The sequence below is a fragment of the Helicobacter sp. UBA3407 genome, assembly GCF_949747025.1.
GTDB classification, from domain to species: domain Bacteria; phylum Campylobacterota; class Campylobacteria; order Campylobacterales; family Helicobacteraceae; genus Helicobacter_D; species Helicobacter_D ganmani.
Map to the genome: position 1 here is coordinate 1 of NZ_CATKCB010000124.1, position 13,889 is coordinate 13,889.

Genomic DNA, 13,889 nt, shown 5'->3' on the forward strand with positions numbered 1-13,889 from the left:
ACTAAAAAATTCTTTCCTCAACAAGAAAATGCGCAAAGGCTTAATATTTCTTTTTAATTGTTTGTATTAAAATACTCCTTTCAATTAAAGGAATATCAATGCAATGGAAACCTCTTGACATTGAAGATAAAGAACTGCTTACTAGTTTCTTTACTTCTTGTAATATTCTTGTTTCGGATTTAACTTTTACAAATCTCTATCTTTGGCATTATGCGCGCCATATTAGTTGGATAATTCTTAATGATTGCTTAATCATTAAGACACAATACCCAAACCAAAATCCTTTTATTTTTTATCCTATTCATAAACAAAATGACTTAGGAAGAAAAAAACAAACGATTCTGCAATTACAGGAAATCTGCAAAGCAAAAGGTTTAAGATTCTCTATCCATTCTCTAAGTCAGGTAGATAAAGAGGAGTTGGAATCCCTACTCCCCAATACTTTTGACTTTATCTATCGTGAGGATAGAAGCGATTATATCTATTCTGCACCCGAACTTATTGAGTTAAAAGGCAAAAAATACCACAAGAAAAAAACACATTTAAATCGCTTCACTGAACGTTATGCCTTTACTTACGAAGCATTAAATATTGAAAACTTAGATGAACTCATTACTACTTATCAAAGTTGGTTTGGAAAAATCAGTGATACTGCAAGTGATGGCTTGAAAAACGAATATATAGGCATTATAGAATCCCTGAAGCAATTTTCTAAGCTAGATTTTAAAGTTGGAATCCTACGTGTAGAGGATAAAATTATCGCTTTTAGCTTCGGTGAGCCTCTTAATAGCGACACCGTAGTTATTCATATTGAAAAAGCCGACATTGAATATCAAGGGGCTTACCAAGCCATTAATCGTGAGTTTTTAGCACACGAATGGAGTGCATATTCTTATGTGAATCGCGAGGAAGATTTAGGCATTGAGGGCTTACGCAAAGCCAAACAATCCTATCATCCACTTTTTTTACAAGCCAAATTTGACGCTACTTTAAAAATGGATTTTAAAAAATAGCTTAATTTTCCTCCAATATCTCTGAAGTCTCCACATTTTGCAACTCTTGATTCACATTTAAAATCTTAAGAATCTTTTGATTGCTTTTTGTGAGTGCTTTAAACTCTACGCGTCTTGAAAGCTCTGGAGTTTCTAAAGGTTTTGCAAAAGACAATCCATTGGCACGCAAAACGCTAATAAGCCACTGCTTTTGCGCGTCAATTTGTTTATTGCTAAAACAATATTTCAACACTTCCAATGCCCTTGCTTGCGAGAGTTCAGCATTACCCAAATAACGCGATTCTAGTGTATTGGCATTTTGCCATTCTGTGGAAGTATGCCCTTCAATACGAATCTCCTCAATGTCTTGTTTGTATTTTTCTTGACTTAAGATTTTGATATAACGGGGGAAAAAATCGTCTAAAATCTCTTTGAAACGAATCTTAACTTCTTTTTGCCCTTGATCAAACAAGATTTCTGGCTCTTTAAACCGAACCGTATTGTCCATATCAATCTCTGCATTCCAACGTTCTAAATTCTTAGAAAATTCGGAAACTAAATCCTGATAAAGGTCTGTTTGCAAATCTTTATGGGTTTTTGCAATATCACTCATCTGCTTGTTTAATTCCAAAAGTTCGGCATTCTGTATCGCGAGTTTTTTTTCTGTCTTGCTAATCACCACCATATAAGAGACGGCGATAAGCAAAAATATCATCATCACCCCCGCCATCATATCTGAAATGCTAATCCACTCATTACCTTTATAAGAATTTGCCATTAGCCTCTAGCTCCCATTAACTCGCGGATTCTACGCAAAAACCATTCATAGTCTTGACGGAATCCCAAAGTAATATTTGAAAGTGCTCCGTCTAAATCTCCAAGTGATTTACAGAGATTTTCATTTAAACTAGAAGTTTGATGAAGAGAAGTAGCAATATTGGATTCTATAATTTTTAAAATCGTATCAATTTCTTTCCGATTGCTTTCTAACGAAAGATAAGTTTTTTCCAATGCTTCGCTTAGATTTCTTTGCAATTTATTGAACTCGTTTAATAACTCCACACTCGCATTTCTTGGGGTTTCTATGCTTTGCTTTGTAAGAATCTCAAGACTTGCAAGATAGTTTTTTGCCATTGATTCTAAAGCATTTTTGACATTTTTATCTAGCAGATTAAAGCTTGCTATTACTTCTTTTGTATGGGATTCTAGCTGCGCATTATTTGTCTTAAGCAACTGATTTGCTAGATTTTCAGAACTTGCCAAGACCTTTTGGGCATTGCTTTCAAAACCTTGCGCAATCGTTCTCAAATGCGTTTGCAATTCTCCCCCTAGTTTTTGATAAGTCTCTAAGTTTGTTTTTTGAGTATTTTGCGCCAATGTTGTTAGCTGTGTTTGATAAGCACTGGTTGTGTTTCTCAAATAGGCACTTAGAGATTCCAAAGCGTTTTTATAGGATTCGCCAAAGCTACTGCGCATTTGACTTTGAATCTCTGTATTATGGTTTTGGCTTTCCTTTTGCATAGTGATTAAACTCTGATTAAACTCTTTCACATTTTCTGCCATTAAATTTTTCAAATTCTGACTTTGTGTTTGATTCTGTTCTATCAGATTGCTTACGCTTGTCCCTATTTCCTCTGTAGTTTTCGCTAGATTATCTCTTAAATTTTCATTGAAACTTTGGAATCCCTCTTGTATGCTTTGCGTGCTTTCTTTAAACGATTCCATAAGGGTTTGGTTTGTATGCACCAAAGATTCCTCAATATTTTGTGTGCTTTGACTTAGAGTATTTGCTGTATCGTTTAGCAAAGAATCTAAAGACTTCGTAGTCGTCAGCATAGAATTTTCTATTTCCTTACTAAGAGTGGTGAGAGTTTCTTTGGAATCTTTGAAATTTTCCTCTAGGGTTTTGGTGGTATTTCCCAAAAGTTTATCAAAGTTTAACACTGCATTTGTAATATGCTGCTCTAATGTATCGGAACTTTTAGTAAGATTTTTTTGCGTTTGCTCGCCTAATTCTTGCAAAGTATGGCTTGCTTTTTCTAATGCACTTTCCATTTCTTTCGAATGGCGCAACAAGACTTCATCGCTTCGCTTACTCTGCTCCTCTACAAGCAACAAAGACTCTTTTTGTGCATTTCCTAGCGCTTCCAAACCCTCTTCAAAGTTTTCTTTGACGCTGTTTAGATGTTCTTTGACGCTTCCTTCAATCTGCGTTATCATCTCTAAGTTTTTATGCTTCAATGCAGAATCGCTCTCCACTAAAGATTCCATAAAGTCTTGAGATTTAGCCTTTAAAGCCTCCAAAGCTTCCCCTAAATGCTCTTTATTTTGCTCCAAATATTCTTGATTAAAGGCGTTAAAGGCATTTTGCAATGTGTTTAAGTTTTTGGATTGCTCTTGTGCATCTTCTTCTAATGCTTTGAAGCTATTTTCTAGCAGATTTTGCGTGTTTTCTTGGTGTGTTTGTGTGCTTTTGATGAAAAATCTTTGCACTTCCTCTAAAGATTCCTTTGTGTATTCTAGGGTTTGCGTATGCGTATTTTGCAGATTCTGACTTAGATTCTCTACACTCACAAGTGCTCTACTTGCGTCCTCATGCATTTTTTCAAAACCCTGCAAAAGATGTGAAAGTTTTTCGTTTTCAATGCGTGAAGCTTCAATGCTATGGGCTAAGGCTGTATAAACCTCCAAAACTTCCGCATTGCGTTGCGCAATGGATTCTAAAGATTCTTTGGTGGATTCAAAGAGTTTCAAAGTGCTTTTAAGGCTTGAATCTAGCCCCACAATAGAATCTTTATAATTGTTTTGCCACAAAATCATTTGTGCCACCGCACTATTTAATTCTTTAAAATTATCTCCAAATTGATCTGTAATGCGTTGATTAAAATCCTTAATCACCCCCTCTAATGCAGCAATTAATTCTTTGGAAGCCCCTTGCGCAAGATGATGCATAGCCTCTTTTAGTGCGGCATTGGTTTTAACAAAATTATCCTCTAAAACCTTAAAATTATTTACCTGTTGCCTATAATAAGCATTTTGAGATTCTATTTGGGTTTGATTTTGGGCAACAATTTCTTGTAATTTATCCAAAGATTCTAATTTTTCTAACTTATCTAACTTTCCTGCTTGCAAAGAAAAATAATCTAGCATATTCTCAAAGTCTGTCTTAACCGCCTTGCTTTTTTGTAAAATAGAAAGCAGAATCGCCAATGCCATACCCAAGATAGAAGTATAAAATGCGGTTTTTAGCCCCGCAAGCAACGAAGGAACAGAATTTTCTACATTGCTTACATCAAAATCCTGCAAACCGACAAAAATCCCCACAAATGTTCCTAAAACCCCCGCACTCATAATAATAGATTTAAAATCACGATGCTTTTGCTTGCCATAGCTTAGATAATCCCAAAATGCAAGCCCAAACATAAATGCGGTAAAAATTACATTGATGATTAGATTCTCCATAACTCTTCCTTATTGAATTTATTTTCGTTTATTTTTCTTTGTTTGCACATCAAAACGTTCATCATCTAGCCAATCGGGTTTTTGAATCTGTGAATTGTTGCGATTCGCCAAATACAACACAAAACGAATTGCCAACACTATAACCATAAAGGTAACAACTGCGGAAATAATCATTGATAAATCATAATTTTCTCTGAACATTAATCCCCTTTTAACGACTTTGTTCTACCTGCACATCTACATTATTATGTCCGCTAGAATTTAAAATCCCCACCAAAGCGACAAATTTTTCAAAATAGCTTTTTTGGTCTCCACGCAACAAAATTGGTGTTTCTTTTGGAATCTTTGAAATTTCGCTTTGAATAGATTCTAAACTCATCGGCATTTTATCCAAATAATATTGCCCTTGTGCGTCAATCGCAATTTCAACATTTTTCAAAGATTGTGTGATTTTATCCGAACCTTGCGCTTGCGGAAGCGCAATTGGAATCTTTCCCTGTGCAATAAAAGTCGCACTTGTTAAAACAATCACCAACAATACAAGCATAATATCAATAAAAGGAACGATATTAATGCTATCCATTCTCCGAAACCTTTTCATTGCACGCCTTTATTTGCCTTTTTTTCTTGCATAATTTCCCATTGCGCGACCAAAACTTCACTTTTGCGCGTTAAAAGATTATAAAAGATAATGCTTGGAATCGCAACAAGCAACCCTCCCGCTGTGGCTTGAAGCGCAAGAGCAAGCCCTGTCATAATGTTTGCAGTATCTACCATACCTGATTGTCCAATCTGCACAAAAGTGATGATAATCCCAAACACCGTTCCTAAAAGTCCAACATAAGGAGCATTTGAGCCAATCGTCGCAATCAAAGTAAGATTCTTTGAAAGGTCTATTTCTAATTCTATCTTATTGGCATAAAGAATTAATTTAATGTATTTATAAAATAACAATCGCTCTAATGTTGCCCAAAGTGCTACAATGCTCATTAGCAATAAAACACCAATTACTCCATATTCTACCATTTCTTTTAAAGACAATTCCAACTTTTTTCCTTTCTTGCTTTATTTTATTATCTTCTTTGCATTTCTTTTAAGCTTTGCGCAATTTCTCGTTTTTGGATTTTTTCTTTCAAAGATTCGCGCTTATCGTGCAAATTCTTTCCCTTAGCTAGGGCAATTTCCAATTTTGCCTTATTGCGCGCGTTAAAATAAAGTTTCAATGCCACGATACTCATACCAGAAACTTGACTTTTGCCAAAGAGTTTGTCAATTTCTTTGCGGTGCAAAAGCAGTTTGCGCGGACGCTTTTCATCGGGTTTGTAATGTAAATTTGTCGTAGATAAAGTCGCAATATGTGCTTGAAATAAAAATGCCTCTCCTTGAATGATTTTTACAAAACTATCTTTGAGATTCACGCGTCCGGCACGAATAGATTTCACTTCGCTTCCCTTAAGTTCAATCCCTGCTTCCAAACGCTCTAAAATAAAAAAATCAAAAGTCGCCTTTTTGTTTGTTGCAATAATTTTCATTGTGTTGTCCTTGCAATATTAAAAGGCTCTTTGAATTGAGGTTTTTTGCGCCAAAAACAACTCCCGCTTCCACTCAAAAATAAATTTTTTTTGCAATATGATTCTAATTCTGGATAAAGCGTCAAAACAGGAGCTAACAAATCATTATTTTCAAACGATTCATTGTGCAAAATCTCCCCATTTGACTTTTGTAGCCAATTTTGCTTTTTTGTTTGCAAAATCCTCGCTTCATCATAAAAGGAATCGGAATATTTTTGAAAGACTTTTGTGGTGTTACAATGTAATTTTGGCATAATGATTTCTACTTCAAAAGGCGCAAAATCTTGTGATTCCTTGCTATTCTGACAAGATTCCACAATCTCTCCCCTCCCTTCAACATTTGCAATCTCCAACCCACTCAAAAAAAATGGCACATCACTCCCCACTTGCGCCCCAAGCTCCATTAAAGCCTGCAAATCTAAATCCAAATTAAGAGATTGAGAAACAACTTGCAAAAAACAAGCAGCATTAGAGCTTCCTCCACCTAATCCCCCACCGCTTGGTATTTTCTTATCTACCCATACCTGCAAATGTTTTAATGTTGCTTTTTGCGATTCTGTAAGATAAGGCAGAAGGGCACGATAAGCCTTATAGATAGTATTTTGCTCCATTGCGCAATCAAAAGTACCCACAATCTCAAAAGCAGGCATATCCCAATAAAAAGTCAATGTATCATAAAGGCTTTTGACTCGCATAAAACGTGATTGTAGCAAATGATAACTTGTTCCATTGAAGCAATCTTTACCAACAATTTTTAAAAATAAATTGATTTTTGCATAGGAGAGATAAGTATTGTTTTGCGTCGAAGAATCGCAAATCATTGTTTTTAGGCTTTCTTTCTCGCTGCGACAAGCTTATCAAGCACACTGCTTTGCGCTTGTTGTTGAAGCGATTTTTTGTTTTCTTCAGAAATTGCAAGCTTTAATTCTTCACGCAAAATCAATAATTCCGGAGGTGCATCAAAACCAATCTTTACATTGCCTTTATCAATAGAAATAACTTTGATTGTAATATTTTCTCCAATGGTAATGCTTTCATTTTCTTTTCTTGATAAAATCAACATAAAGGAATCCTATTTGCTAAATATTCTAAATTTTGATTTTGAAATGAAATTATAGAGAAAAAATCCTCAAATTGCACTATATATTTTGCAAATTCGTCAATTTTCAAGATTTTTGGGGAAAATTTCTTGCCATCTTGCATCAAAGAGCGCAGAGCAAAATCCTTGCGCGCGTCTATTTTTTTAAAAGGGAGAATTTCTAAAGGATTGAGTGCTTTTTCTCCTTCATAATGTAATCCTCCTTCACTAATGCGTTCTAAATAACTAAGCGAACCAACGCAACCTAGCTTTTTGGCAATCAATTCCCCCAAAGAACGAATATAAGCCCCTTCACTTACCCATGCTTTAAAGCTCACAAAAGGGTGTGCATAGTTCAAAAACTCTATTTTTAAGATTTGCATTGTTTGTTCTTTTAAATGTTGCTCTAAAAGCTCCTCTTTCCCGATTCGCGCTAATTTATAAGCCTGCGTGCCTTGAATCTTTTTGGCACTATACTTTGGAGGGACAAAATGCACGATTCCTACAAAATCCTGCAAAATAGATTCTATTTTTTCTTGAGAAAATAGTGGCACGCAATGCAATGTGCGCACATTTTCTAAATCTAACGAATCACTTTGCAATCCTAGCCAAAGTGTTGCCTGATAGACTTTAGGAGATTTTTTCAAATAAGGAAAAAGTTTCGTGTATTGCCCAAATGCTACGAGCAATGCACCACAAGCAAAAGGGTCTAAGATTCCGCTAAAGCCTGCTTTTTTCTCGCCAAAACGATGTTTTAAGGAGCTTAAATAATGATTAGAAGAAACAAAAAGTGGTTTTTTTGCAACAAAAATACGATTCAAACTTTAAAATCCTCATTTATTTTGATAGAATTTGCACTTTAAAATTCAAAAATTAGTGAGAATTTATAAATGCAAAATAAGATTCTAACATTTTTTCTTTTAAGTGTCAGTTTATGGATTTTTGCCGCTTGCGCAAAATCTCCCTTGGCAAATCCCAACCTACCCTATCCTAAGCTTGTATATATAGAATCACTCAACACTGATGTTGTCCCAAAAGACTTTGCAGATACTTTTATCAATCGCTTCAAGATTCTTTACGCACAAGCTCCAAATTCCAATTTACAGGAAGTAAGATTTTATTTTACGGATTATTACAACGAATCTAGGGAGGAATTTTCTCCTATGGCTTCTTTTAGCCTTGTGCCACGTTATTTATTGCAACTACACGTGCAAGTCATCACTTCGTCGCACACGCAAGACTTCACGCAAAGTTATCAGATTCCTGTAATGGGCTTTAATCCGCCCTATTCACAAGATTTTGATGGCTTAATCTTAAAAATTTTACAAGAATAATTAATGATAGAGAATCCCTACATTGATACTTACCGCAATACTCAAACCATTACGCGCACTTTTAATGCCCTAAAAACATTAAGCAAGAATCTAACAAAACCTTTAAAAATTATGGAAGTTTGTGGCGGACATACACATACAATTATGAAATACGCCTTACCAGAACTTTTGCCTGATAAAATAGAATTTGTGCATGGACCGGGCTGTCCTGTGTGCGTAATGCCAAAGAATCGGATTGATTGTGCTTACAAAATTGCAAGTCAAACAGATGTGATTTTGGTTACACTTGGAGATATGATTAAAGTGCCCGGAAGCTATGGAAGCTTACAAAACGCAAGAGCAAAAGGGTTTGATGTGCGTTTTGTTTATTCTCCTTTGGAGGTTTTAAAAATTGCTAAAGAGAATCCCACAAAACGCGTCGTGTATTTTGCCATTGGTTTTGAGACGACAACTCCAATGTCTGCTGCACTCTTAGAGCGAGTCGTTGCTTTGGGATTCCATAATATTTCGCTACATTGCAATCATGTTTTAGTGCCACCTCCTCTTGAGGCAATTTTAAGCGCGCCAGATTGCCAGATTAGCGCATTACTAGCACCTTCTCATGTGAGCGTGATTACAGGCTCTCAAATCTACCGACCTCTTTTAGAAAAATTTAAGATTCCTATTGTAGTTTGCGGATTTGAGCCCGTAGATGTAGGAGAAAGTCTTTTAAGCATTGTCCAACAAGTGCTACACCAAACACCAAAAGTAGAAACGCAATATGCGCGCAGCGTAACTGCACAAGGTAATCTAAAGGCTCAAGAACTTGTCCAACGCTATTTTGAACTAGACGACAACTTTTATTGGCGAGGACTTGGAGAGATTCCTCATTCTTCTTTGCGCCTCAAAAAAAAGTTTGCAAACTACGACGCAAGTATTCTTTTTAAAGAACATTTAGACGGAATCGCAAAGGAAGAACATAAGGGTTGCTTATGTGGAGAGATTCTAAGAGGCAACAAAAAACCTTTTGATTGCAAACTTTTTGGTAAATTTTGCAATCCACAAAATCCTCTAGGAAGTTGTATGGTTAGTAGCGAAGGGGCTTGTGCTGCGTATTACAAATATCAAGGAATACGCCCTGCTTAATCTAACTACCCAAACGCAAGATTTCTTGGTTTGTGCAGCAGAAAATTATTTGCAATATATGCAAACCTATGATAAGGGTCTTGAGATTGTTAAGATTCGGAATATCTCTAAAGATATTTTTGGATTGAGCTTGCAACTAGAATACAAGCTCAAAAGCACAGAAAGCTTGATTCTACGCACTCCAACAGAAGAATTTATATTAGAAAAAGAATCCGAAGAAGCAATGAGCATTCTTTCTTATGATGAAAAATCCAAAGTGCTTAGTTTAAGTATGGAGGAAAGGCTTTGCAAAAAGTTATTTGCACAAAAGGAATCCCTGCAACTGATTTCTGATTTAAAATTTCTTGTTGTCAATGTGATGAATTTTTATCTGCAAGAACATACCTTAAAACTCCCTACGATTCCACCTCTTTTAAAGCCTGATATTGAATCCTTAAAAGACTTGCCAACTCCACCACATTTAGAACAACTCAATGCGCTTAAAGGAATCTTTGAAAGCCCATTTTGCTATGTTTGGGGAGCTGCAGGGAGTGGCAAAACAAAAGTGGTGCTTTTGCACGCCCTTGCGTTTTATCTCAAAGCAAATTGTAAAGTGGCGATTCTTGCTCCGACAAACAACGCACTGGAGCAATGCTTAACAACTCTAATTGCTAATTTAGATGCAATCGGGATTGAAACTTGTAAAATACTAAGACTTGGCACACCCAGCCAAAGATTCGCCGAAAATTTCCCTAAAAATTGTGATTTATTGCTAGAAAATAAAGCGATAGATTATAAAAAATCCTTACAAGATTCTTTGGTTATTGCAATGACTTTGGATACTTTTTTGCGCAGAAACGATTTGCATACAATAGATTTTGAGCATTTTTTCATTGATGAAGCAGGTTTTGCTCCATTGATAAAAACCTTGCCTTTGTGCGCATTTAATAAGCCTATTACACTGCTAGGAGACCATAAGCAACTGCAACCCGTGTGCATATTAAGCTCTGCTCATCTCAAAGAATCACAATGGAAACCCTCAAGATTATGGCAATACTCTTCGCTTTTTATGGAAAAATTTTTCAAGATTCAAAGAAATTTTGAAGAGGAAAATTTATTTTTGGATTCTACCTCTCCTAGTGAAAATCCCCCAATTTCACAAGTTTTTACTTTAACGCAAACCTATCGCTATGGTAATAATCTCGCACATTTGCTTAATACCTATATTTATAAAAATAACCTTCAAGGATTGAACACAAAAACTTATCTACATTGCTTAGATATTTCGCAAATGCCAAAAACACAACCTTTAGATAAAGCAAATTATAATGAAGCCTTACAATGCTGTAACTTAGCACGTGAATTTTTGAATGCACATCAAGACTTTGCGATTCTCACACCTTTTGTAAATCAGAGGCAATTAATCCTAAAAACAATGCCTGCACTTTATAAAGAAGAATGTGTTTGGACGATTCATTCTTCACAAGGACAAGAATTTGATTATGTCCTTTTTTCACCTGTCATTTTGCATTATCATCTTAATGATTCTAGCAATCAAAAAGCACTTTTTGCACTCAATGTTGCTTTTTCGCGAGCAAAAAAGGGAATTATTTTAATTTGTGATAAAACTTATTGGTTAAGACAAAAAAATCAATTTTTAAGTCAATTAGTGCAAATTGCCAAACCTTATAATAAAATTTTTTGATATAATCAAGATTTTATTATAAGGCGCAGAATGAATGGTTTTTTGGTTGGATTAAATGCTCAAAAAAAGCGGGGTTTAATTGAGCAAGCACACAACAAACGCAAATTTGAATTTGACTTACGCGTATGGGACGGAGATTTCAAAGAAATTACGCCCAATATGGAAGTAGAATTTGAACTCACAGACGACAAGAAACAAGTGAGTGTCGTGCGTCCTAAAAAAGTTCCGCTAGAGGAATTTGCAATTCACCAAACTAAAAGCATAAAAGATTGTATTTATGATTATTTTGGTGGAACTGAAAATCTCATCAAACATTATGAAAAAGACATTAACTCCAATAAAGATTTGGATTTTTTACGCATTAAAAGATTCTTATTTACAGCTTACAATGACCTTTTTGAGCTAGATAGCACGATTCCAAACTTAGCTTTAAGCAACCTAAAATCCGAACTTGGAAAATTAGATAAAGAATATGAATCTTTTATCAAAAAATCTTCTTACCCTCCACAATATTCTTACGAAAAAATATTTCTTGCACATCAAATTGAATTTGTCAAAAACGAAGAATTAATCCAAACTACACAATCTATCATCAAAAGCACTACAATCCAGCAAGCCTCTATGGGAGAAGCACTTAAAAATATGGAAAATCAATTTGCTGCGCGCCACGATAAAAGCAGCGCAAGCTATATTCAAGCACAAAATAACCTCAAAAATTTCCGCAAACGTTATGTGGATTTGTTGCATTATCTCTCCCAACAAAAGGAAAAATTAGCCAAAATCACCAAAGCAGGAGAAGAATTTTCAGAAAAGTTTTTTGAACCTTTTTTAAAAAATTATTTGCCTCTCACAAAAGAACTAAAGAAAGATTTTATCAAGCTTTTGAATGCCAAAGCGTATGATTTAGACTTTTTATTGTGGGAGAGAGCAAAACGAAGCCTAAGCGTGCGAAGATTCTTTATTGAAGCAGGAATCACAGGCACTTATAGCTCTAAAACATTTTTGAAATATTTTTTGCGTAGCTTAGACCACAATAAGATTCGCAAAGAAACAAAAGGGCTTTTTGATTTACTTAAATATCTTGAAGCCTTTTCTAAGAGAAATATTTTGCTGATTCAAGAAGACCCCAAAGATGGTAAATATTACAAAGAATATCTAAGAAACTTTGATAGTGATTTACAAGTTTCTACTTCCAGCGACCCGCGAGACAATCTGCGTTTATCTCAACCACTAGAGTTTCATATTGTTGTAATGGAATGGGAAGTCAAGGAAATGGATATTTTAGCTTTCCGAAAAAAATACATTGAAATGTTTAAGGATTCTGTTGGGATTCCTGTTTTTTGCGCTATTATATCCAAAGGAATGAGTGAGGAAACCCTGCAAAACGCCAAAAAAGAAGGAATCTCTTATTTTGTTACCAAAGGTAGCACAGACCAATTTATTGATATGATGCGTATGATTTTGTAAATTTTGCACCTTTTAGGCTAAAATTTGCTACAATAGCAAAATTATTTTACTTGTAGGGCATTTAGATGACTTTTAACACCACGCTTGATTCTATTAAAACCTATGAAGCAGGGAAACCTATTGAACTCGTCGTCAGAGAATTCGGAATCCCAGAAAATGAAATCGTCAAACTTGCTTCCAATGAAAATCCTTTAGGGGCTAGCCCAAAAGCAATAGAAGCAATCATTCAAAACGCTTGCAATGCACATTTATACCCCGATGATTCTATGTTTGCGCTAAAGAAAGCATTAAGCCAGTTCTACAAAGTTCAAAGCAACGAAATTATTATTGGTTCAGGAAGCGACCAAATCATTGAATTTTGTATTCACGCTAAAGCCAATCAAAAAAGTAAAATTCTAATGGCAAAAACCACTTTTGCGATGTATGAAGTTTATGCCAAAGCCGTAGGGGCAGAAGTTATTCGCACAGCAAGTCATCAACACAATTTAAAGGAATTTTTGGAATCCTATCAGCAACACAAACCAGAAATAATTTTTTTGTGTATCCCTAACAATCCTTTAGGGGAATGTTTGGATTCAAAAGAAACTTTTGATTTCTTAAAACAAGTAGATGAAAATTGTCTCATTGTGATTGACGGAGCTTATCAAGAATACGCAAAAGCAAAAGATTCTACTAAGGCTATTAATCCAAAAACACTTATTGAAATATTTCCTAACGCAATTTATCTAGGCACATTTTCAAAAGCCTATGGATTGGGCGGTATGCGTATAGGCTATGGAATCGCACAACAAGAGATTATCCAAGCTCTTCTGAAACTTCGCCCACCTTTTAATCTCACCACTTTATCTCTAGCAGCAGCACTTGAAGCATTAAAAGACCAAGAACATATCCAAAAAAGCCTCCAAAATAACCTAATGCAAATGCCTAGTTTTGAGGGTTTTGCCAAAGAAAAAGGTTTCTTATACACTCCAAGTTATACCAACTTTATTACCTATTATTTTGAATCTCCGCTAGATTCTACACAAATTGCAGATTATTTATTACAAAGAGGTATGATTATTAGAAATCTCGCTTCTTATGGTCTCAATGCAATTCGTATTACATTAGGAACACACGAACAAAACAAGAAATTTTTTACATTATTTGAACAATACTTAGATGAAAGATAGGATTAAG

General features: G+C 35.2%; 15 protein-coding genes. 6 read left to right on the forward strand and 9 right to left on the reverse strand.

The annotated features are described in order from the left end of the window. Positions 1-98 precede the first annotated feature (98 nt). Positions 99-1,013, forward strand: a complete 915-nt coding sequence (locus Q1553_RS04065) for a phosphatidylglycerol lysyltransferase domain-containing protein (RefSeq protein ID WP_115550740.1) — start codon at positions 99-101, stop codon at positions 1,011-1,013. A gap of 1 nt (position 1,014) precedes the next feature. On the opposite strand, the gene Q1553_RS04070 is transcribed toward Q1553_RS04065, so the two are convergent. The 9 genes from Q1553_RS04070 to truB are packed head-to-tail and all read right to left on the reverse strand — an operon-like array spanning position 1,015 to position 7,924. Beyond that, positions 1,015-1,770 carry an OmpA family protein gene (locus Q1553_RS04070; protein WP_115550741.1) on the reverse strand — a complete coding sequence of 252 codons (756 nt, stop codon included), beginning with the start codon at positions 1,768-1,770 and terminating at the stop codon, positions 1,015-1,017. After that, positions 1,770-4,454, reverse strand: coding sequence for a hypothetical protein (locus tag Q1553_RS04075; RefSeq protein ID WP_115550742.1), 2,685 nt, complete (start codon positions 4,452-4,454; stop codon positions 1,770-1,772). Before Q1553_RS04075 ends, Q1553_RS04070 begins: the two co-directional genes overlap by 1 nt. A gap of 18 nt (positions 4,455-4,472) precedes the next feature. Next, the gene (locus Q1553_RS04080) at positions 4,473-4,655 is read right to left on the reverse strand and encodes a hypothetical protein (RefSeq protein WP_115550743.1); all 183 of its coding nucleotides are present in this window, start codon (positions 4,653-4,655) and stop codon (positions 4,473-4,475) included. 10 nt (positions 4,656-4,665) lie between these two features. Continuing rightward, on the reverse strand, positions 4,666-5,055 hold the full coding sequence (locus tag Q1553_RS04085) for a biopolymer transporter ExbD (RefSeq protein WP_115550744.1): 390 nt from the start codon (positions 5,053-5,055) through the stop codon (positions 4,666-4,668). Further along, the gene (exbB, locus tag Q1553_RS04090) at positions 5,052-5,480 is read right to left on the reverse strand and encodes a TonB-system energizer ExbB (protein ID WP_115550930.1); all 429 of its coding nucleotides are present in this window, start codon (positions 5,478-5,480) and stop codon (positions 5,052-5,054) included. The genes Q1553_RS04085 and exbB overlap by 4 nt, the downstream gene beginning before the upstream one ends. A 47-nt stretch (positions 5,481-5,527) precedes the next feature. Continuing rightward, positions 5,528-5,986: an SsrA-binding protein SmpB gene (gene smpB / locus Q1553_RS04095; protein ID WP_115550745.1), complete on the reverse strand. Its 459-nt coding sequence runs from the start codon at positions 5,984-5,986 to the stop codon at positions 5,528-5,530. After that, the gene (locus Q1553_RS04100; RefSeq protein ID WP_115550746.1) at positions 5,983-6,846 is read right to left on the reverse strand and encodes a 4-(cytidine 5'-diphospho)-2-C-methyl-D-erythritol kinase; all 864 of its coding nucleotides are present in this window, start codon (positions 6,844-6,846) and stop codon (positions 5,983-5,985) included. Before Q1553_RS04100 ends, smpB begins: the two co-directional genes overlap by 4 nt. A 5-nt stretch (positions 6,847-6,851) precedes the next feature. Next, complete coding sequence (gene csrA, locus Q1553_RS04105) at positions 6,852-7,088, reverse strand: carbon storage regulator CsrA (protein ID WP_115550747.1); 237 nt, start codon at positions 7,086-7,088, stop codon at positions 6,852-6,854. After that, entirely contained in the window at positions 7,082-7,924 is an 843-nt protein-coding gene (truB, locus tag Q1553_RS04110; protein ID WP_297571279.1) for a tRNA pseudouridine(55) synthase TruB, read from the reverse strand. Before truB ends, csrA begins: the two co-directional genes overlap by 7 nt. 69 nt (positions 7,925-7,993) lie before the next feature. Here truB and Q1553_RS04115 point away from each other — a divergent pair, with 69 nt between their 5' ends. The 5 genes from Q1553_RS04115 to hisC all read left to right on the forward strand — a co-directional run bounded on the left by Q1553_RS04115 (position 7,994) and on the right by hisC (position 13,882). Then, positions 7,994-8,437 (forward strand): hypothetical protein, encoded by a 444-nt coding sequence (locus tag Q1553_RS04115; RefSeq protein ID WP_115550749.1) that lies wholly within the window; start codon positions 7,994-7,996, stop codon positions 8,435-8,437. 3 nt (positions 8,438-8,440) lie between these two features. Continuing rightward, positions 8,441-9,562 carry a hydrogenase formation protein HypD gene (gene hypD, locus Q1553_RS04120; protein WP_115550750.1) on the forward strand — a complete coding sequence of 374 codons (1,122 nt, stop codon included), beginning with the start codon at positions 8,441-8,443 and terminating at the stop codon, positions 9,560-9,562. Continuing rightward, positions 9,522-11,246, forward strand: a complete 1,725-nt coding sequence (locus tag Q1553_RS04125) for an AAA domain-containing protein (protein WP_300842773.1) — start codon at positions 9,522-9,524, stop codon at positions 11,244-11,246. The genes hypD and Q1553_RS04125 overlap by 41 nt, the downstream gene beginning before the upstream one ends. Positions 11,247-11,276: 30 nt before the next feature. Continuing rightward, on the forward strand, positions 11,277-12,713 hold the full coding sequence (locus Q1553_RS04130; protein WP_115550751.1) for a hypothetical protein: 1,437 nt from the start codon (positions 11,277-11,279) through the stop codon (positions 12,711-12,713). Positions 12,714-12,778: 65 nt separating this feature from the next. Continuing rightward, positions 12,779-13,882, forward strand: coding sequence for a histidinol-phosphate transaminase (gene hisC / locus Q1553_RS04135; RefSeq protein ID WP_115550752.1), 1,104 nt, complete (start codon positions 12,779-12,781; stop codon positions 13,880-13,882). Positions 13,883-13,889: the final 7 nt, after the last annotated feature.

Excerpts from the sequence above, each read along its gene's own strand:
- Q1553_RS04065 (WP_115550740.1), top strand. The coding sequence starts at position 99 with ATGCAATGGAAACCTCTTGACATTGAAGATAAAGAACTGCTTACTAGT.
- Q1553_RS04070 (WP_115550741.1), bottom strand. The coding sequence starts at position 1,770 with ATGGCAAATTCTTATAAAGGTAATGAGTGGATTAGCATTTCAGATATG.
- Q1553_RS04075 (WP_115550742.1), bottom strand. The coding sequence starts at position 4,454 with ATGGAGAATCTAATCATCAATGTAATTTTTACCGCATTTATGTTTGGG.
- Q1553_RS04080 (WP_115550743.1), bottom strand. The coding sequence starts at position 4,655 with ATGTTCAGAGAAAATTATGATTTATCAATGATTATTTCCGCAGTTGTT.
- Q1553_RS04085 (WP_115550744.1), bottom strand. The coding sequence starts at position 5,055 with ATGAAAAGGTTTCGGAGAATGGATAGCATTAATATCGTTCCTTTTATT.
- exbB (WP_115550930.1), bottom strand. The coding sequence starts at position 5,480 with ATGGTAGAATATGGAGTAATTGGTGTTTTATTGCTAATGAGCATTGTA.
- smpB (WP_115550745.1), bottom strand. The coding sequence starts at position 5,986 with ATGAAAATTATTGCAACAAACAAAAAGGCGACTTTTGATTTTTTTATT.
- Q1553_RS04100 (WP_115550746.1), bottom strand. The coding sequence starts at position 6,846 with ATGATTTGCGATTCTTCGACGCAAAACAATACTTATCTCTCCTATGCA.
- csrA (WP_115550747.1), bottom strand. The coding sequence starts at position 7,088 with ATGTTGATTTTATCAAGAAAAGAAAATGAAAGCATTACCATTGGAGAA.
- Q1553_RS04115 (WP_115550749.1), top strand. The coding sequence starts at position 7,994 with ATGCAAAATAAGATTCTAACATTTTTTCTTTTAAGTGTCAGTTTATGG.
- hypD (WP_115550750.1), top strand. The coding sequence starts at position 8,441 with ATGATAGAGAATCCCTACATTGATACTTACCGCAATACTCAAACCATT.
- Q1553_RS04130 (WP_115550751.1), top strand. The coding sequence starts at position 11,277 with ATGAATGGTTTTTTGGTTGGATTAAATGCTCAAAAAAAGCGGGGTTTA.
- hisC (WP_115550752.1), top strand. The coding sequence starts at position 12,779 with ATGACTTTTAACACCACGCTTGATTCTATTAAAACCTATGAAGCAGGG.